The organism is Vibrio sp. 9-16B-A1 (genome assembly GCF_056726165.1).
On record NZ_JBSDZD010000010.1, the window covers coordinates 1 to 19343 of the forward strand.

Here is a 19343-nt window from a genome sequence, read left to right on the forward strand (position 1 = left end):
GCACATCGCTAAGAATCTCTTTCTTATCTATCTGTGAAGGTGTGTTTTTGGCGAAATTCATTAGATCAGATAGGGCGATGTGCGTCTACTCATTGTTTTGAAAGGAAATTATGAGGGGATTCGTAAGACCCACGCGTTAGCGTAAGCAGAGAATATAATGAGCACTTTTGTCCTTATCCTGACCCTGGTTTCGGCAGCGATGCACGCTGGCTGGAACACCTACAGCAAGTCTCAGCAGAGTCAAAGCCAGCCACCTGGCTTCAGCTATTTTTTCCTTGCTAACTTAACCGTGATGTTAGTTTTACTGCCTGTGGCACTGTATGTGGGATATGTTCCCGGTCAGTCGATACTGCTTTACTGTGGCCTGACCGGCTTATTTAACCTGCTTTATCTTTATGGTCTGTGCAGAGCTTATGAGAAAGGGGATGTCAGCATGGCATACCCTCTGGCAAGGGCATTGCCGGTGGTTATGGTTGCTGTTTTCTCGCTGGCAATGGGAGAAGAGCTGGCGGTACTAAGCTGGGTTGGTGGTGGACTGATTGTGTTTGGCAGCCTGATGATTACTCAGAAGAGCTTTTCTGGCTGGCGTATTGCTCAGTATTTCACGCCAGCCTGTTTGTTTGCAGTTGTCGCTGCAGTCGGCACTGCGGGGTATTCGATAGTTGACAGCGTTGCCATGAGCCTGCTCAGGGGGGAGGTGCCGCCTGAGACGTCCGGTTTGTGGCTTGCTCTTTGGTATGTCTGGATGCAGGCATGCAGTTCATTGCTTCTGTCTTTGCCTGGCCTGATGAACAGGGAGTTCCGCCGGGCGGTGATGGGTACAGCCAGACGTTATGGGATGCGTGTAGTCACTACAGGAATGATGATGGCCGCAACCTATATGTTGATTTTGTTTGCATACAGTCTGGATGCAAAGGTGAGTTATGTTGTTGCTTTGCGTCAGTTAAGTATTCCAATTGGGGTAATTCTGGGGGTGGTTATTTTGAGGGAGCCCCGTTTTATCCCTAAGTTACTGGGAACCGGTATTGTCTTTTTTGGCCTGGTTGTGGTGGGATTTTCCTAATAATGTCTATAATGTATACAAACACTTAGGAGAGTTTTTGTTTTTCAGGGTAATTCCCGGATCTTTACTTAATAATGCTTTATAAAGAGGGTATGGCTGTATGTCAGAAGTTGCTTCTGTCTTCTGGATGTATAGAGCAGTATTGATAAGTGTTAGCTTTGATAATGAGCAGTGAGCGTTATGAAGTCATTTAAATGGGATACCAACTTTGAAACCGGCCTGGCTGATGTTGATGAACAGCACCAGTATCTGGTGGGTTTTATTAACAAATATGGGGCGCTTATTGCAGATAATTCCATAGGTGTTCAGGATATGAGGCAGGCACTGGGTGAGCTGTCTGATTACGCTGAATATCATTTCCAGGAAGAAGAAGCGCTGATGAAAAGCTATGCGTTGGATGCCCGTCATATTGTTCCGCACTTTCAGTTACATCGTAACTTTATGAATGACATCCGTTCCATGCTCGCTTTGCTGGATCTTGAAAACAGTCACTCTTCTGAACAGTTGCTGGAGTTTTTAATCCATTGGCTTGCTTACCATATTCTTGGTTCTGATCAAAACATGGCCCGTCAGATTGAAGCGATTGAGAAAGGCAGGAGCCCTGAACAGGCCTATGAGGATGAAGAGCGCGAAAGAGACAAGGCAACCGAGCCCCTGCTGATCGCGTTAAACGGTCTGTTTGAACAGGTATCTGCCCGCAATAAACTGCTGGTGGCGCTCAATCATTCGCTGGAAGAAAAAGTGGCAGCACGTACGCAGGAACTGTCAGATGCCAATACCCGTCTTGAAGAGCTTTCACTGACAGATTCTCTTACTCAGTTGCCGAACCGGCGCTGCGCTATCAGGCACATGCAGGAGCAGTGGCGCATGAGTAAGCCGCTGGTTTGTATCATGATTGATGCGGATGAGTTTAAGCAGATCAATGACACTTATGGCCATGATGCAGGAGATAATGTGTTACGGGAGCTGGCGGTAACACTCAAGCATGCGTTTCGTAATGACGATATTGTTTGTCGTCTTGGTGGTGATGAGTTTCTGACAATTTGTCCTGATACAACGCTCAGTGGTGGCCTTTATATTGCGGAAGTGATCCATCAAAAAGTACAGAACCTGAAAGTAGAAACCGGCTCCGGGTTCTGGAAAGGCAGCATCAGTGTGGGCGTGGCGGTAAAAACGGAAGATATGACTGGCTATGAAGACCTGATCAAGGCTGCGGATCGCTCCGTTTATCAGGCCAAAATGGAAGGCCGTAACCGGATTGCCTGCCTGCAGAGCGAAGAAGAAATCTATAATTAATTCACTTTTCCCCAAAATGTGGGTAATACGTCCGTTTTTACCCACTTATCTTCCTGTTTCACGCCCTGTGCGCCTCTCTTTTAACCAATAAACTCCTTACGGCACAATTCGATTTGGCTTTAGTGGCTGGTTTGATTACTATGTACAGCTATTCGAAAAAATACCGAAAATCCCTTCTGGGAACCTGAAAGGGAACCCTTACGGACACTACCAAAAGGTAGATGAGGAAACGATGCAACATCTAGAAGAGATCATTGCTAACGCGGGCGCGGCGATTGACGCTGCAGACTCGCTTGTCGCACTTGATGAAGTGCGTGTTCAGTACCTGGGCAAAAAAGGTGAGCTGACCGCTCAGCTTCAGAGCCTGGGTAAACTTCCGCCGGAAGAGCGCCGCAGCGCCGGCCAGGAAATCAACAAAGCCAAAGGTGTGGTTCAGCAGGCCATCGCTGCGCGTAAAGACGCGCTGCAACGTGCAGAGCTGGAAGCCAAGCTGGCTGCAGAAACCATCGACGTAACCCTGCCGGGCCGTCGCATTGAAAACGGTGGTCTGCACCCGGTAACCCGTACCGTTGAGCGTATTGAGCAGTTCTTTGGTGAGCTGGGCTTTAACGTTGAGTCTGGTCCGGAAATCGAAGATGCATTCCACAACTTTGATGCACTGAACATCGCAGAAGATCACCCTGCGCGTACTGATCACGATACCTTCTTCTTTAACCCGGATCTGATGTTGCGTACTCACACCTCTGGTGTGCAGATCCGTACTATGGAAAACGGCAAACCACCGTTCCGCTTTATCGCTCCGGGCCGTGTTTACCGTAATGACTACGACCAGACTCATACCCCAATGTTCCACCAGGTGGAAGGTATGCTGGTAGATGAGAAAGTAAACTTCGCTCAGCTGAAAGGCATCCTGCATGACTTCCTGTGTAACTTCTTTGAAGAAGAAGTGGAAGTGCGTTTCCGTCCGTCTTACTTCCCGTTCACCGAGCCTTCAGCTGAAGTTGATGTTAAAGGCAAAAACGGTAAGTGGCTGGAAGTACTGGGCTGTGGCATGGTTCACCCGAACGTACTGCGCAGCGTAGGTATCGACCCTGAGAAATACTCTGGTTTTGCATTCGGTATGGGCGTTGAGCGTCTGACCATGCTGCGTTACGGCGTAAACGACCTGCGTGCGTTCTTCGAGAACGATCTGCGCTTCCTGAAACAGTTCAAGTAATCCAGAGGTTTAAACACGATGAAATTCAGCGAATCATGGCTTCGTGAGTGGGTTAATCCTGCGATTACCACTGACGAACTAACACACCAAATCACTATGGCTGGCCTGGAAGTGGATGACGTACTTCCTGTAGCCGGCAGCTTCAACGGCGTTAAAGTTGGTCAGGTTGTCGAGTGCGGCCAGCACCCGGATGCAGACAAACTGCGCGTGACCAAAGTAGATGTCGGCGAAGAAGAATTGCTTGATATCGTCTGTGGCGCGCCAAACTGCCGCCAGGGCCTGAAAGTCGCAGTAGCAACCGTTGGTGCGGTTCTGCCAGGTGATTTTAAAATCAAGAAAGCAAAACTGCGTGGCCAGCCATCACACGGCATGCTGTGTTCATTCACAGAGCTGGGCATCGACGTAGAATCTGACGGCATCATGGAGCTGGCAGAAGACGCAGTAATCGGTACCGATTTCCGTGACTTCCTGGGCCTGGATGACGTAACTGTAGACGTTGACCTGACGGCTAACCGCGCTGACTGTTTCAGCATCCGCGGTATGGCGCGTGAAGTAGGCGTTCTGAACCGTGCTGACGTAACCGAGCCTGCTGTTGAAGCGGTTGCTGCGTCAATCGAAGACACCGTATCTATCGACGTTAAAGCACCTGCAGCGTGTCCGCGTTACCTTGGCCGTGTGGTTAAGAACGTAAACGTGAAAGCAGAAACTCCGCTGTGGATGCAGGAAAAACTGCGTCGTTGTGGTATCCGCTCTATCGATCCGGTAGTTGATATCACTAACTTCGTACTGCTTGAGCAGGGCCAGCCAATGCACGCATTTGACCTTGCAAAGGTTGAAGGTGGCATCGTAGTTCGTATGGCAGAGCAGGGCGAGAAGCTGACTCTGCTGGACGGCACCGAAGCTGAGCTGAACGCAGATACCCTGGTTGTGGCTGATCACAACAAAGCACTGGCTATCGCAGGTATCTTCGGTGGCGAAGAGTCTGGCGTAACCGCTGAGACTCAAGACGTGCTGCTGGAGTGTGCCTTCTTCGCACCGGATCATATCCGCGGCCGCGCACGCAGCTACGGTCTGCACACTGATTCTTCAATGCGTTTTGAGCGCGGTGTGGATTACGCACTGCAGCACAGCGCTATGGAGCGTGCAACACAGCTGCTGGTTGAGATCTGTGGTGGTGAAGTTGCCCCTGTCGTTGCTTCAGAATCTGATGCAGACCAGCCAAAAGCAAACACAGTAGCACTGCGCCGCACCAAGCTGGACGATCTGCTGGGTCACCACATCGCATCTGACGACGTGGTTGAGATCCTGGAGCGTCTGGGTATGAGCGTGGAAACCACTGAAGCTGGCTGGAGTGCGAAAGCACCGACCTGGCGTTTCGATATCGCTATCGAGCAGGACCTGATCGAAGAAGTTGGCCGTATCTACGGTTACAACAACATTCCTAACCAGTCTCCTGCGGCAGCGCTGAAGATGCACGACCACGTCGAAGCGAAACAGCCGATGAAGCGCGTTCGTGATCTGCTGGTTGACCGCGGTTACCACGAAGCGATCACTTACAGCTTCGTTGAGCCAGAGCAGCAGAAGCTGATCGTACCGGATGTTGAGCCACTGATCCTGCCAAACCCGATTTCAGCGGATATGTCAGCGATGCGTCTTGGTCTGATCCAGGGCCTGCTGAACACCGTTGTTCACAACCAGAAGCGTCAGCAGCCACGCGTTCGTCTGTTCGAACAGGGCCTGCGCTTTATTCCTTGCGAATCTGCTGAAAACGGCATGCGTCAGGAAACGATGCTGGCTGGTGTTATCGCTGGTGCACGCAGCGAGGAGCACTGGGACATCGAAACCAACACCGTTGATTTCTTTGACCTGAAAGGTGATCTGGAAGCGGTACTTGAGCTGACTGCGAACGAAAAAGCATACGGCTTTGCAGCGACTAAGCATCCGGCACTGCATCCTGGCCAGGCAGCAGCTATCGTTGTTGACGGCAAAGAAGTGGGCGTTATTGGTACCGTTCACCCTGAGCTTGAGCGCAAGTTTGGCCTGAACGGCCGCACTATCGTATTCGAAATCGAATGGTCTGCGATCAACACCCGTGTGATCCCTGAAGCGGTTGCTCTGTCTAAGTTCCCTGCGAACCGTCGTGACATCGCGGTTGTTGCAGATGAAGCAGTTGCTTCTGGCGACATCGTTGATGCATGTCTGGAAGCGGGCGGCGAGTTCCTGACTGACGCTAAACTGTTTGACGTTTACGTGGGTAAAGGCGTTGAAGAAGGTAAGAAGAGCCTGGCAATTGCCCTGACTCTGCAGTCTCTTGAGCGTACTCTGGAAGATGCTGACATCGCTGGCGCGGTAGACGCTATCGTTGCGCACGTTTCTGAGAAGTTTGGCGCGACCCTGCGTGACTAATCAGAGATTCTGATTAATGAAACGGGCTCCGGTTGGAGCCCGTTTTTTTTTGCCTGTCATTCGCGAGGATGGATTGGTGGTCCGGTTTACTGAAGATAAATGGGCTTAATTGATGCGTTGGCCGGGCTGGTGATCAGCTTGGCGACCAGCTCATTTTGCCGGGTAGTGTTGGTTTTCTTCATCGCCCGCTTGATATAGGTTCTCACCGTTTCGTAGGAGAGAAAGTGAAGCTCGGCGATTTCGGCCGGTGAACGGCCCTGGGCCAGTTCAAGGCAGACTACGCCCTCTTTTTCTGTCAGGCCGAACAGCTTACACAGGGTAGGGAGGTCAATATCCAGGATGCTTTCCGGGTTGTAAACAAAGACCGCCGCCCCTTTCTGCTCACAGCCAACAAGCGGTGCAATGGTATATGAGTAGCGGCTTTCATCCTGCGATGGTGATACAACTTCGGCGTTACCATGTTCGATACAGGAGGTAATGGCTTCATTCAGTTTGCGGTTGATGCGTGGATTACTGATGTGCAGATGGCCATTGACGTGGTGTAACTCACGACTTTTTTCGAACAGGGACTGTGCCTGCTGGTTCAGGTGGCATACCTTGCCGTAATCATCGAGAAGAATAACAGGAAGCTGGATCTGATCGAACAGCAGTTCACAGAGCATTTTCTGTTTGTCCTGGTTCTGCTTAATATGGAACAGCTGCATCGCGTGCTGAATATGGGGCAGAAGCTGACGGATCAGTTTGCACTCATCCGGAGAAAAGGCGCCCTGATTACGGCTTCGGTGGAAATAGAGTTGGCTGCTCCAGACTCCATCATTGGAAAGCACCGTACCGATGGCGTAGTAAATATCCAAATCGGCATTCAGTTCACTGAAAAACTCCGGGTGCTTGGCCAGCATCTTATTGGCTTCGTCATCACCCATCACAACCAGCTCACCCACATCGGTAAAGCGCAACTGCTTCATCAGTGGATCCCTTTCAACATTGCTGTCGAGAAACAGGTTGGCAGAGTCGATATCCAGCCCTTCAATCCATATCAGATTGGCTTTCTGGTGCTGCTCATCGAGCATCACAATGCCACCGGAAAGCAGCTTCAGCTGAGTTACCAGATTATGTAAGAAACCACTGAATCCCCGTTTGTCTACCAGGGAAGAATAGAGAGCCTGGATCAGGCGGTCGAGTTCACTCATCCGTATGATACTCCTTTCGCTGATATAGTACTAATTTAGCATTTTGGCTTATACAGGAGTCTGATATGTCGGGCACCGTTGATCCAGGTCATGCTCCGTTTATGGGGCAAACTGAAAACTGGTGCAGACATCACGATATGTGCATCGCATTTTCAGGGCATTTCAGAGAGGTGTACCCATATGGGGATGGAGGGTTATTCGCACAGCTTATAGAACTGCTAACAGACGAAGTAGAAGTGCTGGCATATATTATAAGGAGCAAGCCATGCGACTAACCCCCCTCTCAATGGCGATAGGTGCCATTATACTCCCTCTTGCTGGCTGCGGCGGCGGAAGCAGCGACTCGTCCGCTCCCTCACCGGTTGTTCAGACAACGTATCAGGTCAAGGCTATTGATGGCTATTTGCGTAACGCCATCGTCTGGTTCGATGAGAACAAAAACTTTGTATACGACAACAATGAAGTCATGGTCCGCAGTGGCACTGGTGGTGTGGCGGAATTTGATATCAGCCAGCTGCCAGCGGACTACCTGACCATTCCGGTGGTCGTTCAGGCCATTGCCGGTCAAACCATTGATGAAGAGATCGGTAAGCCGGTTTCATCAGGTTACATGATGTCTGCTCCGGCGGGAGAAAGTGCGGTTACGCCACTTTCAAGCCTGGTGGATATTCAGCTGCGAAACGGTAAAACCCTCGATGAAGCCAAACAGCAACTGGCTGCGCAACTGGGCATCGAAGAAGAGCAGCTTCTTGGTGACTATGTGGAAGCCAAACAGGATGCGGTGCTGGCAAAAGCCGCTGCGTTGGTTGAAATGGAACTGCTGCCAAAAACCTCAGCCGAGTTTGACGGTATTGCCGGCAATGATGACGGCAGTGCAAACGCAGGGCTTGATGCATTTGAGCAGGCAATCGCAGCCGAAGAAGCCACGCTGAAAGCGCTGACCGAAGACCAGAGAATTGTTAAAAACGAAAATGGTGAGAACACCACGGTTGATGTGAAAGCTGACAGTGACGGTGATGGTGTCCCGGACGCGTTGGATGCGTTCAAAGATGATGCGACAGAGTGGCTGGACACAGATAAAGACGGTACCGGCGACAACGCGGACCTGGATGATGATGGAGATGGTGTAAACGATGATGTGGACCTATTCCCTTATGACAAGACAGAGACGCTGGATACTGATGGCGACAAGATAGGTAATAATGCTGACCCGGATGATGATGGTGATGGTTACCTAGATGCTGATGATGATCTGCCTCTCGATAACACCGAGTGGCTGGATACCGATGACGACAAGACAGGCAACAATGCTGACGATGACGATGATGGTGACGGTCATCTGGATGGCGATGATAAGTTCCCGCTTGATGAAACTGAATGGGCTGACTTTGACGGCGATAAGATTGGTGATAATGCCGACCCGGACGACGACAATGACGGGTATGAAGATTCAGATGATGCGTTCCCGGAAGATCCAACGGAATGGTCTGATACTGACAAGGACGGTAAAGGAAACAATATTGATACCGATGATGACGGAGATGGTTACCCGGATATCGAAGATACCGAGCCACTTGTCCCATTGGTTCAGCCTGACAATTTACAGGCCTGCCTGGACAGTCTGCCAGATGCAGATTATACAGACACTGCTGGTGATACCATTACCTATCAGACTCAGCGTTCTGTCGCATGGGTGAATGATGGGGCGTTGACCGCTTACAATGAAGCGTTTACCTACCTTGGTGCGAACTATTCCTGGATGCAGACGATTGCCGATAAGCAACTGACAGAAGCACCGGCCTGGCTTGCTTCGGCTCAGGGCAACCTTGAAGCAACCAAATGGTATCAGTACAACCTGGATGGTGTGCTTCAGGCGAATGAAATGAGCTATGAGTGGCAGGATAATTATCTTGGTAACGAAGGGGTGAATCCCGACGGAAGTTACGCGGGCTGGGGTGCAATGCGTCATACCATTCCTGAAATTCTGAGCCGTGAAAAGCTTCTTAAAGGTCAACCTGAAACTTATTTTGCCGATAATGTCGCTCTCAAGCTAGTGTATGGTGCGTACCCAGGTAGCTCGTTTGATCTTTTGCCACTGACACAGCTGAAAGCGATACGTGAGTATCAGGGTAAGGATATTGTAAGAGTCCCTGCCGGGCTGTTTGATGCCTGTAAGGTGACTGAGCAGGTTTTCGTCAAACAGGAAGATGGCAACTGGAGTGAGGTGCCGGACGTAAACACAGCTTGGCACATTAACCGTGGCTTCATCAAACAGGCACAGGTTAATCCATCCTGGGCTCCAATTTATAACCGTCAGGCTACCAAAGTACCGTCACTGACCATTGATGAAAACGATGTTGCGGCAGAGAAGCAAAAAATACTTGCTCTGTTTACATCGGTCACAGATCTGTTTGCCGGTCAGGTGCCAACGGTTGAACAGCTGGGTCCGTTCTTTGCTGATTCCTTCATTTTTGAGGGGCTGAACAAGACTCAGATGCTGGATAGCATAGTGCAAAACACCGCAGCGGGTACGACCTTCATCAATGCTACTGTGCTGGCTTACCACCACGACAATGGCGTGGCAAAAGTCAGCTTTGAGATAGATTTGTCTGATGCACCAGACAATCTGCTCAGAACCTGGTATGCGGTTAAAAATGCAGAAGGTGTCTGGCAGCTAAATGGGCAGGTAGCACCAGACTACCCACTCTGAATCTCCATAAAACAACAATAACCTTCGCTTGCTTTTTTTGAGGGCTCTCCGGGGCCCTCTTTTTTTGTGACCCCGCATCCGCTTCCTATCTCATATCTGAGCTAATCTGTTATTTATTAATGAATTCTTAATCTGGTTATCTTGTGTGCGTATTATGGCGGGGGATAATGGTTCTGGGTTCTGGGTTCTGGGTTCTGGGTTCTGGGTTCTGGGTTCTGGGTTCTGGGTTCTGGGTTCTGGGTTCTCGGTTCTCGGTTCTGGGTTCTCGGTTCTCGGTTCTCGGTTTCGTCATTGCTTCAACAGAGAGGCTCCAATGCTAAAAAAACTATTACTCACCCTCACGCTCGTCGCCCCCTTGTCCTGGGCCAACATGAGCGCAACAGAAATAGTCGAACGCTCTGATGAGCAGATGCGGGGAGACTCCAGTTACAGCGTTGCGACGATGAACATTATCCGCCCGGACTGGAACCGCTCTATGAGCATGAAAAGCTGGACCAAAGGTCAGGATCTCTCAATGGTGCTGGTGACGGCTCCGGCCAAAGACAAGGGCACTGCGTCACTCAAGCGCTACCACGAAATGTGGAACTGGATCCCGGGTATTGAGCGGGTGATCAAGATTGCGCCTTCTATGCTGGGGCAGTCATGGATGGGTTCGGATTTCACCAATGATGACCTGATTAACCAGTCCTCTATCGTGGTCGATTACCAGCACACCCTGCTGGGAGAAGAAGAGTTCGACGGCGAGGTGACCTATGTGATTGATGCCATCGCCAAACCGGACGCTCCGGTGGTGTGGAGCAAAGTAAAGCTGTGGATCTCGAAGACACACTATCTGCAGCGCAAGGCTGAGTTTTATGATGAGTTTGATGAACTGGTGAACACGCTCAGTACTTACGATCTTAAAGAGCTGGGCGGGCGAATGCTGGCGACCCGGATGGAGATGGTTCCGGCGGACAAGCCTGGCAACAAAACCGAATTTATTACTCATCAGGCACAATTTGATTTTGAAATTGGGGATGAGTTTTTCTCTCAGGCTCAGATGAAAGCCCTGCGCGATTAAGGAGCGCCTATGCTGCTCAAACTGGCCTGGCGCAATTTGTGGCGCCAGAAACGCCGAACCCTGCTTACTTCTGCCGCACTGGCGCTCGCGCTGGTGCTCTCTCTTGCGATGCGTTCACTCCAGGAGGGCACCTATTCAGCCAATATCGAAAACAGTGCCCGTTTCTATACCGGGCTGATTCAGCTTCAGCATCCCGAGTTTGGAGAGAGTCTGAGTATTGATGATCTGCTGCCCGGAAAACGTGGCTTTATTGAAGCCGCACGGAGCATTCCTGCAATTGAAACCGCGATTCCCCGTATTGAGTCCTTTGCCCTGGCAGCTGCAGGTGATAAGTCCAAAGGGGTAATGGTACTGGGTATTGACCCGGATATGGAAAATGCCTATTCGGGCCTGAGTGACAAAGTCATTGCCGGGAGCTATCTGGCTCCGGGAGATAACCAGGTGCTGGTTGGGGAAAGTCTGGCCCGCTTTATGAAGCTGGAGGTTGGTGATGAACTGGTTCTGTATGGACAGGGTTATCGTGGCCAGACGGCAGCCGGACTCTATCTGGTCAAAGGTATTGTGAGTTTTCCCATGCCTCAGCTGGAAAGCCAGCTTGTTTACCTGCCAATAAAAGCTGCCCAGACCATGTATTCAACCGGCGACCAGGTTACAAGCTGGGTGTTGCACACCCGCAAACTGGATCTGCTGGATAGTGCGATGGGAGCGCTTAACTCGCTCTATTCCGGTGAAGTGAACGTACGTGACTGGCAGGATCTGTCACCGGAAACGGCGCAGCAAATTCAAATGGACAGAGTGGGCGGGATCTTCCTTATGTACATCCTCTATGGTGTGGTCGGTTTTGGCCTGTTTGCCACCATTCTGATGATGACTTTAGAGCGCCGGCGTGAGTTTGGTGTCATGCTGGCGACAGGTATGCTGCGCACCCGCCTTCTGGCGCTGGTGACCATAGAATCGGTATTGATTGCTGCGCTGGGAATGGTCCTTGGTGTGGTGGTTGTGACACCGTTGCTGATTTACTTCCTGCACAACCCGATAGAGCTGACCGGTGATACCGCCAAAATGATGATTGAAGCGGGTTTTGAGCCGGTGATGCCCGTGGTGCTTGACCCGCGGCTTTATCTTAATCAGATGCTTATTGTCAGTGCCATGCTGCTGGTTTGTCTGATTTACCCTATGTTGCGTATCTATCGTCTCAACCTGGTCAGTGCGCTTAAAGGAGGTGACGATGCTGATTAAACTTGCGTGGCGAAATCTGTGGCGTAACCGGCTGCGTACCGGAATTATGCTCGGTGCCATTGTGTTTGGTCTGATGGGCGTGGTCAGCATGATCGCCTTTATGACCGGGTTGATGGACAGCATGCTTAAAAACGCCATTGCGTGGCAGACCAGTCATATTCAGGTGCACAACCGGCTCTATATCGATAATCCGGATATCAAGGATTTGATTGCCGACCCGGATGCGCTGATCAAACAGCTCGAGGCGGATTCCAACGTCTCCGCATACTCCGCCCGGTTTCTTGCCAATGGCATGATAGCTTCTGCCCGCAGCACCCGGGGTATCCGGATCAACGGAATTGATATCGAACAGGAAGCCAGGGTGACGCCATTGGCTGAGAACATTACCCAGGGGGAGTGGTTGACTGAGCAGGGCCGTAACCCGGTACTTGTCTCTGAGAAAACTGCGCAGCGGCTTAAGCTGAGAGTGGGCTCAAAAGTCGTGCTGACTTTTTCAGATATGGAAGGGGAAGTGGCCGGGGCTGCGTTTCGGGTCCGGGGGCTGTTTAAAACCCCTTCAACTTCGTTTGATGACGGCAATGTTTACGTGCGTAAAGGTGATTTGATCAAGCTTGCCGGGGTCAGTGGTATTCACGAGCTGGCGATTGTGGTTAATGATGAGAACCAACTCGGCCAGACGCAGGCCGCTCTCAGCCAGTACACAGATCCACAGAACCTGGTACGGGACTGGAAAACCGTTCAGCCGATGCTGGCCTCAATGACCGGCTCGATGAAAACCAGTAACGCCATCATGCTGGGTATTTTTATGGTTGCGATGGGATTCGGTATCGTCAATATCATGCTGATGTCGGTGTTTGAGCGCACCCGTGAGTTTGGCGTGCTGATGGCGGTGGGCATGCAAAAACACAGGATCTTTACCCTGATCCTGCTCGAATCCGGCCTGCTTGGGGTATGTGGCGGCATACTGGGTATCGCAGCCTGTATCGCACTGGTGGCTATATTTCAGCATACCGGGATCTCACTGGGCGCACTGGCCGAAGGGCTGGGCACCTATGGAATTGATACGGTTCTTTATCCTTATGTTGAAGCCTCAGACTACCAGATGATTTTTGTCACTATCATTCTGGCCAGTACCCTGGCGGCACTTTATCCGGCTGCGCAGATTTTAAAACATCGTCCGGCAGAGGCGATGGCGGAGAAACACTGATTATGACCATTCATATCAAAGCATTGAGCAAAGTCTATAACCCGGACTCCGATTTTCCGGTCCACGCGGTACGCGATCTGGACCTGACTATAGAGCAGGGCGAGTTTGTGGCCATCATGGGGCCGTCTGGTTCAGGTAAAACTACGCTGCTGAACATGCTGGGCGGGATAGATAAGCCAACCGGAGGTGAAGTGCATATAGATGGCACCGACATCTGTGAACTCACCGAGAAACAGCTGATTGCTTTTCGCCGTGACCATATCGGTTTTATCTTCCAGGACTACAGCCTGCTGCCGGTGCTGACAGCGCTGGAAAACGTGGAATTTGTCATGCAGCTGCAGGGGCATAAGGAGTCAGAGTGTCGCAGGCGGGCAACCGATCTGCTGGTGCAGGTTGGCCTGAGCGCACAGCAGCACAAGATTCCGGGCAAGCTTTCTGGTGGTCAGCAGCAGAGGGTGGCAGTGGCAAGGGCGCTTGCACCTCGTCCGCAGTTTGTGATGGCCGATGAGCCCACCGCTAACCTGGATGCTAAAAGCACCGCAGAGTTGCTGGATATTATGCAGCAGCTGAATGAGAAGGAGGGGACGACTTTTATTTTCTCCACTCATGACCCAAGGGTGATAACCCGCGCGCGCCGGGTGATCGTGTTTGAAGATGGCCAGCTCAAAGAAGACCGTATCCAGGCACCGGAAATGGACGCGCTGGTATGAAGCGGATTTTTTGCTGTCTGCTGGGTCCGTCAATCTGCGTGGCTCAGGTTCCGGGGCTGACACCGGAGAAAAACTATGACCTCGGCGGCTATGTGAAATACATGGCCACGGCCAACCTGCCGGATGAGATGACCAACAGTGTTGATCACCTTATTCACCAGCGCTTTAATTTTGAATACCGCTTCAATCCGGAGTTTCGGGTGAATTTAGGTATGCGAAACCGCCTGTTGTGGGGCGATACGGTGGATACTCCCGGTTATGGCTCGTTGGTCGGTCATGACTTTGGCTACTGGGATATGACCACTAACTGGTATGACGATAATGGCGTCGTGGGTACGACTACTTTTGACCGGGCTTACCTGCAATGGAAGCATCAGGACTGGCAGCTCCGCGCAGGACGCTCCCGGGTCAACTGGGCCATGACGACTATCTGGAATCCTAACGACATTTTTAATTCGTACTCTGTCTATGACTTTGATTACGAAGAGCGCAGCGGTACAGACAGCATCAGCGTGGCGAAAAAGCTGGGATTTGCCAGCAGCGCTGAGCTCGTGTTCAGCCCCTCAGAGGACAGTGAGCTGAACAGTTACGCCGGACGTTATCTCTTCAACCAGCAGGGCTGGGATATGCAGCTTATGCTGGGTAAATCGGGACTGGATCGGGTAGTGGGGGCCGGTATTGCAGGAGATATCAAAGGAGCCGGCCTGCGCGCAGAAGTCAGCTTCTTTGATCCGACGCGTGAGAAATGGCAGGGCAATGAACTGAAACGCAGCACCGTTGCCAGCGTTGAAGCCGATTACAGTTTCGGTGGCAGGCGCAACTGGTTGGGCCGCGTTGCGTATCTCCATATTACAGAACCGGAACAGATGGACTCTGCGCTGGTGTTCGTCAATATGCCCATGACCGCAAGAACGCTCAGCTTTACCAATCACACCTTCTATGCCGACCTCGGCTTTGACATCAGCCCCCTGTGGCGGCTGACGGGCTCAGTAATCAGCTATCAGGATAACTCCTGGTATTTCTCGGCTAATACCAGTTACTCTCTAAGTGACAACCTCCAGCTAAATGGTGTGCTGCAGCGTTTTGACGGGGGTGGTGACAGCCTGTTTGGGAAGACGCCCGCAACGCTGATTTTTGCCCAAATCAAGTGGAGCTTCTGAACCGGTTTCAGCAGATCTGCCGTGTTCAGAGCGAGATGGACAGCACCGGCCGAGCCTGGCCAGACGAAACGCTAACTTATTGATATGCAATGCATGGATATGAATGCCAATTGCTGTGCGGTAAATCAGCGATTTTCTCTTCAACGTCATGATAAATATAAGAAAAAGATCAAAAATTCGCAGAAAATTTACTTTGGATTATTATGTTGCTCCATGCCTTGTATGTGGTTATATATGCTAAATTAGTGGAGTTGTTTAGCCATTACTTATGATAAACCTCTCTGGTAATGATTAAATTGTCAGCATTGTCAAATGTGCCCTGCGGATAATTTGCGAAAAAAATTAGCCAAAATCATGAGCTTGGCTTACACTTTTGATCATAAAGTCAATGAAGATGTAATTTGGCTTTTGACATTGCTTTGGCGCTGCTGATAAAGCAGCAAGGTTTAACACAGCTTTGAGGGAAGTTTTATGGCGCTCACTAAAGCCGATTTGGCCGAGAACCTGTTTGAGAAGCTTGGGTACAGTAAACGGGATGCCAAGGAAACGGTAGAAGCCTTTTTCGAAGAAGTTCGTAAGGCTCTCGAAAGCGGCGAGCAGGTAAAACTGTCTGGTTTCGGTAACTTTGATCTTCGTGATAAGAACGAAAGACCGGGCCGTAACCCGAAAACGGGTGAAGACATTCCAATCACCGCTCGACGCGTTGTGACATTCCGTCCCGGGCAAAAGTTGAAAGCCCGCGTAGAGAATATCGAGACCGACAAGTAAGCCTGTAAAAAAGACCACCTGTGTGGTCTTTTTTGTTTTTCAGACACCACACTATCTGGCCGGAAACCCGGAGCCGGAGTGTGGTGTTTTTGCTTGTGGGTAAGTTTGGCTAACACTCACAGACAGCCAGAGGTATCAGTGGATACAAAAAAGCCGCCACGTCATAAGACAAGGCGGCTTTTCTTATTAGCGGGATTATGCCGCTGTAGCCTGCGGGGAAATATAGGGTTGCCACGCAGTGTGATACAGGTTTTTTGCTTTAGAACGAAGCTGGCTGATACGGGTAGTTTCCAGTTCGCTCATTGGCCTTGCCTGGGCAATCGCATTACGTTCAATTTTCTGGATCTCTTCGTAAATCGCGTGCTCCGGGCCACTTTTCACATCTGCAATCGCACGCAGGTGAAGCTGAACTTCTGCCAGTACTTTTGTTTTTGGCAACTCGACAACCAGGTTCAGGTCACGGTAGCCGGACTCGGTTGGATTTTTAAAACGGTTTTTGGTTTTTACGATGGTGGTGGTTTTGGCCAGCGCTTCATACGCGGTCATCAGGCCTTCCACATCGTCTGCGATAAGAGTCGCACGCGCCAGGTCAGTGATTTGACTTGCGTCGCCGTCCAGTTCAAGTGCGACTTTCTGCTTTGCACGCTGCTCAGATTTTACGCCGGAGAAAAAGGCGTGGGTATCACTCAGCAGGGCAGTGCTTTTACACAGGGATTCCAGTTCGGCCTGTGCCTGGTGAGCTTTGGAATACAGCACGGTGAAATCGTCGTGAGGCTGTTTAGGATCGTTGTTGAAGGATTCAATCGCGTAAAGACCACTCAGGCTGTGGCGAAACGCACGGGAACTGATTTGGTTTTGGCTGCTTGATGAAGTACGGCTCTCGACAAGTCCTGCTACGGCCGGAACTGCGGCGGCCGCCAGTGGGGCACGGCTGAGCAGTAAAAGCATCAGGGCTGTCGTTCTGAGAAACAGGTTCATTCACACTCCTTAAAAGGCCCGGTCAAACGGTGAAATAAAAGGATTACTCAAGCCATTCAAGTGCGTACAACAACTATATGGGGTCTGAGAATCCAAATACAAGGCCGGATACGTGATTAAGACCCCACTTTTATCTCAATAATTCACTCACTTAATTTCAATTGACCCAATCTTTACATTTCGGACGCTCAGCTAACAAAGTAAAGTACATTCTTTACTAATTGGTGCGTTTTCACTAAGCTGAGCTAAACAGCTGATAAAAGGACAAAACCGATGCAAAACCACGAGCTCTGGCATCACAAATGGGCATCTAACCAGATTGGTTTTCATTTAGAAGACGTTAACCCGCTCTTGATAAAGTACTGGGATAAACTCGCACCTGCGCGGGAAGAGGGGGTGCTGGTGCCATTGTGTGGCAAAAGCGAAGATCTGGTTTGGCTGGCGCAGCGCCATAATGAAGTTCAGGGCGCTGAGCTGAGTGACATTGCGGTGCGGGCCTTTTTTGCTGAGCATTTTTACACTCCGCTGGTGGTGCCGGTCGACAGTAACCACTCTCTGTATCAGTTTGATGAGTTATCGATTTACACCGGCGATTTCTTTACTGCACCATTGCAGCCAATGGAACTGGTTTATGACCGCGCTGCCCTGATCGCTCTGCCGGAAACCGTGAGAGCAGAGTATGCTGCACGTCTGCGCTCGTTGCTCAAGCCGGGTGGCCGCCTGTTATTGGTGACACTGGATTACGATCAGCAGGAAATGGCAGGCCCTCCGTTCAGTGTACCAGCTCAGGAAGTACATCAGCTGTTTGAGGGGATGAAAATCACCCATCTGGAGCGTGATGATGCCGATGAGACTCACCCGAGGATCAAAAAAGGATTGTCGCGCTTTGCTGAAGAGGTCTGGCTGATTGAGGCCTGACTGAAGCGCCGCGGAAATGAAAACGCTCCACCGAAAGGGGAGCGTTTCTTTTTATTTATTTGCGATTACCTTTGACGTGATCAGCGGTTAGTAAATCACTTTCACTTTACCGGCGCTTTCTACCGCATCTTCAATGGCCGTTTCCATTGACTGGCGGCGGGTCAGGGCAACACCCAGACGGCGGCGGCCATCAATATCCGGTTTACCAAACAGGCGCAGTTGCGTCTGTGGTTTTGCCAGTGCATCGCTCATGCCTTCAAAGCGGATATTGTCTGAGGTACCCTGACCCAGGATAACGGCAGAGGCAGAAGGGCCGTACTGCGTGATTTGGCCTACAGGCATACCGGTGAAGGCGCACACGTGCAGAGCGAACTCAGACAGTTCCTGAGAGATAAGGGTCACCAGACCGGTATCGTGCGGGCGGGGGGAGACTTCGTTGAAGATCACCTGGTTGCCTTTAACAAACAGTTCAACGCCGAAAATACCGTAACCACCCAGTGCATTCACGACTTTACCGGCGATGTGCTCAGCCAGTTCAAGTGCTTTAGGTGTCATCAGCTGTGGCTGCCATGATTCACGGTAGTCGCCATCTTCCTGGCGGTGGCCGATTGGCGCGCAGAAGTGAGTACCATCAACGGCGCGTACTGTCAGCAGGGTGATTTCATAATCGAAGTCGACAAAACCTTCCACAATCACGCGGCCGGCACCGGTACGTCCGCCATCCTGAGCGTAGTCCCATGCTTTTTGAATATCGTCAGCAGACTTAATCACGCTCTGGCCTTTACCTGATGAACTCATCACCGGCTTAACCACGCAAGGCGCACCTACGAACTCAACCGCTGCTGCAAACTCCTCGAAAGTATCGGCAAAGCGGTAGCGCGAAGTTGGCAGCTCCAGCTCTTCAGCGGCCAGGCGGCGGATACCCTCACGGTTCATGGTCAGTTTGGTCGCGTTTGCGGTCGGGACAACATTCAGGCCCTGAGCTTCCAGCTCAACCAGCTTATCAGTCGCGATCGCTTCAATCTCTGGTACCACGTAGTGTGGTTTTTCTTTGGCAATCAGCTCTGCCAGTGCATCACCGTCAAGCATATCAATCGCATAGCTGCGATGGGCAACGTGCATTGCCGGCGCGTTCAGATAACGGTCAACAGCGATAACCTCAAGACCAAGACGCTGACACTCAATAGCCACCTCTTTACCCAGCTCACCAGAGCCAAGCAGCATCACACGGGTAGCATCATTTGCAGTAGCAGTACCAAACATATTTAAAAACCTTTTATGTAGTTGAGCTGCGGCGGATCATACCGTTTTTTTGGAAAGACGCAAACGTTTGCCTTTAATTTGTTCAAACATGAAAAAAAGTGGAGAAAGAGGAGGCGCGGATAACAAAAAGGCCCCTGAAAAGGGGCCCTCTTAAACTCA

The 19343-nt window shown here is 50.9% G+C and carries 15 protein-coding genes; 12 read left to right on the forward strand and 3 right to left on the reverse strand.

Annotated features, from left to right (window positions below; genetic code table 11):
* Positions 1-157: 157 nt before the first annotated feature.
* The 4 genes from ACVB80_RS15970 (at position 158) to pheT (ending at position 5981) form a co-directional block, all read left to right on the forward strand.
* Positions 158-1063, forward strand: coding sequence for an EamA family transporter (locus ACVB80_RS15970; RefSeq protein WP_481082276.1), 906 nt, complete (start codon positions 158-160; stop codon positions 1061-1063).
* A gap of 180 nt (positions 1064-1243) precedes the next feature.
* Positions 1244-2359, forward strand: coding sequence for a diguanylate cyclase (locus ACVB80_RS15975; protein WP_481082277.1), 1116 nt, complete (start codon positions 1244-1246; stop codon positions 2357-2359).
* A 232-nt stretch (positions 2360-2591) separates the two neighbouring features.
* Complete coding sequence (gene pheS, locus ACVB80_RS15980) at positions 2592-3575, forward strand: phenylalanine--tRNA ligase subunit alpha (RefSeq protein ID WP_481082278.1); 984 nt, start codon at positions 2592-2594, stop codon at positions 3573-3575.
* 18 nt (positions 3576-3593) lie between these two features.
* Positions 3594-5981 (forward strand): phenylalanine--tRNA ligase subunit beta, encoded by a 2388-nt coding sequence (pheT, locus tag ACVB80_RS15985; protein ID WP_481082279.1) that lies wholly within the window; start codon positions 3594-3596, stop codon positions 5979-5981.
* An 86-nt stretch (positions 5982-6067) separates the two neighbouring features.
* Here the strand turns inward: pheT and ACVB80_RS15990 are convergent, their stop codons facing one another.
* Positions 6068-7171, reverse strand: a complete 1104-nt coding sequence (locus ACVB80_RS15990) for a helix-turn-helix transcriptional regulator (RefSeq protein WP_481082280.1) — start codon at positions 7169-7171, stop codon at positions 6068-6070.
* Between the two features lie 265 nt (positions 7172-7436).
* On the opposite strand from ACVB80_RS15990, the gene ACVB80_RS15995 reads away from it, so the two are divergent.
* The 7 genes from ACVB80_RS15995 (at position 7437) to ihfA (ending at position 16025) form a co-directional block, all read left to right on the forward strand.
* Positions 7437-9881 (forward strand): thrombospondin type 3 repeat-containing protein, encoded by a 2445-nt coding sequence (locus ACVB80_RS15995; RefSeq protein WP_481082281.1) that lies wholly within the window; start codon positions 7437-7439, stop codon positions 9879-9881.
* Between the two features lie 313 nt (positions 9882-10194).
* On the forward strand, positions 10195-10941 hold the full coding sequence (locus ACVB80_RS16000) for an outer membrane lipoprotein-sorting protein (RefSeq protein ID WP_481082282.1): 747 nt from the start codon (positions 10195-10197) through the stop codon (positions 10939-10941).
* A gap of 9 nt (positions 10942-10950) precedes the next feature.
* Positions 10951-12180 (forward strand): ABC transporter permease, encoded by a 1230-nt coding sequence (locus tag ACVB80_RS16005; protein ID WP_481082283.1) that lies wholly within the window; start codon positions 10951-10953, stop codon positions 12178-12180.
* Positions 12170-13387, forward strand: coding sequence for an ABC transporter permease (locus ACVB80_RS16010; protein ID WP_481082284.1), 1218 nt, complete (start codon positions 12170-12172; stop codon positions 13385-13387). The genes ACVB80_RS16005 and ACVB80_RS16010 overlap by 11 nt, the downstream gene beginning before the upstream one ends.
* A gap of 2 nt (positions 13388-13389) precedes the next feature.
* On the forward strand, positions 13390-14097 hold the full coding sequence (locus ACVB80_RS16015; protein WP_481082285.1) for an ABC transporter ATP-binding protein: 708 nt from the start codon (positions 13390-13392) through the stop codon (positions 14095-14097).
* Positions 14094-15257, forward strand: coding sequence for a hypothetical protein (locus ACVB80_RS16020; RefSeq protein WP_481082286.1), 1164 nt, complete (start codon positions 14094-14096; stop codon positions 15255-15257). Before ACVB80_RS16015 ends, ACVB80_RS16020 begins: the two co-directional genes overlap by 4 nt.
* Positions 15258-15728: 471 nt before the next feature.
* On the forward strand, positions 15729-16025 hold the full coding sequence (gene ihfA / locus ACVB80_RS16025; protein ID WP_481082287.1) for an integration host factor subunit alpha: 297 nt from the start codon (positions 15729-15731) through the stop codon (positions 16023-16025).
* 195 nt (positions 16026-16220) lie between these two features.
* Here the strand turns inward: ihfA and ACVB80_RS16030 are convergent, their stop codons facing one another.
* Positions 16221-17003, reverse strand: a complete 783-nt coding sequence (locus tag ACVB80_RS16030) for a RelA/SpoT domain-containing protein (RefSeq protein ID WP_481082288.1) — start codon at positions 17001-17003, stop codon at positions 16221-16223.
* A 273-nt stretch (positions 17004-17276) separates the two neighbouring features.
* On the opposite strand from ACVB80_RS16030, the gene ACVB80_RS16035 reads away from it, so the two are divergent.
* Positions 17277-17921: a thiopurine S-methyltransferase gene (locus ACVB80_RS16035; protein ID WP_481082289.1), complete on the forward strand. Its 645-nt coding sequence runs from the start codon at positions 17277-17279 to the stop codon at positions 17919-17921.
* Between the two features lie 87 nt (positions 17922-18008).
* On the opposite strand, the gene purT is transcribed toward ACVB80_RS16035, so the two are convergent.
* Complete coding sequence (purT, locus tag ACVB80_RS16040) at positions 18009-19184, reverse strand: formate-dependent phosphoribosylglycinamide formyltransferase (protein ID WP_481082290.1); 1176 nt, start codon at positions 19182-19184, stop codon at positions 18009-18011.
* Positions 19185-19343 lie beyond the last annotated feature (159 nt).

What these genes read in the sequence shown, in the direction of transcription:
- ACVB80_RS15970 (WP_481082276.1), top strand. Translation starts at nt 158, where the DNA reads ATGAGCACTTTTGTCCTTATCCTGACCCTGGTTTCGGCAGCGATGCAC.
- ACVB80_RS15975 (WP_481082277.1), top strand. Translation starts at nt 1,244, where the DNA reads ATGAAGTCATTTAAATGGGATACCAACTTTGAAACCGGCCTGGCTGAT.
- pheS (WP_481082278.1), top strand. Translation starts at nt 2,592, where the DNA reads ATGCAACATCTAGAAGAGATCATTGCTAACGCGGGCGCGGCGATTGAC.
- pheT (WP_481082279.1), top strand. Translation starts at nt 3,594, where the DNA reads ATGAAATTCAGCGAATCATGGCTTCGTGAGTGGGTTAATCCTGCGATT.
- ACVB80_RS15990 (WP_481082280.1), bottom strand. Translation starts at nt 7,171, where the DNA reads ATGAGTGAACTCGACCGCCTGATCCAGGCTCTCTATTCTTCCCTGGTA.
- ACVB80_RS15995 (WP_481082281.1), top strand. Translation starts at nt 7,437, where the DNA reads ATGCGACTAACCCCCCTCTCAATGGCGATAGGTGCCATTATACTCCCT.
- ACVB80_RS16000 (WP_481082282.1), top strand. Translation starts at nt 10,195, where the DNA reads ATGCTAAAAAAACTATTACTCACCCTCACGCTCGTCGCCCCCTTGTCC.
- ACVB80_RS16005 (WP_481082283.1), top strand. Translation starts at nt 10,951, where the DNA reads ATGCTGCTCAAACTGGCCTGGCGCAATTTGTGGCGCCAGAAACGCCGA.
- ACVB80_RS16010 (WP_481082284.1), top strand. Translation starts at nt 12,170, where the DNA reads ATGCTGATTAAACTTGCGTGGCGAAATCTGTGGCGTAACCGGCTGCGT.
- ACVB80_RS16015 (WP_481082285.1), top strand. Translation starts at nt 13,390, where the DNA reads ATGACCATTCATATCAAAGCATTGAGCAAAGTCTATAACCCGGACTCC.
- ACVB80_RS16020 (WP_481082286.1), top strand. Translation starts at nt 14,094, where the DNA reads ATGAAGCGGATTTTTTGCTGTCTGCTGGGTCCGTCAATCTGCGTGGCT.
- ihfA (WP_481082287.1), top strand. Translation starts at nt 15,729, where the DNA reads ATGGCGCTCACTAAAGCCGATTTGGCCGAGAACCTGTTTGAGAAGCTT.
- ACVB80_RS16030 (WP_481082288.1), bottom strand. Translation starts at nt 17,003, where the DNA reads ATGAACCTGTTTCTCAGAACGACAGCCCTGATGCTTTTACTGCTCAGC.
- ACVB80_RS16035 (WP_481082289.1), top strand. Translation starts at nt 17,277, where the DNA reads ATGCAAAACCACGAGCTCTGGCATCACAAATGGGCATCTAACCAGATT.
- purT (WP_481082290.1), bottom strand. Translation starts at nt 19,184, where the DNA reads ATGTTTGGTACTGCTACTGCAAATGATGCTACCCGTGTGATGCTGCTT.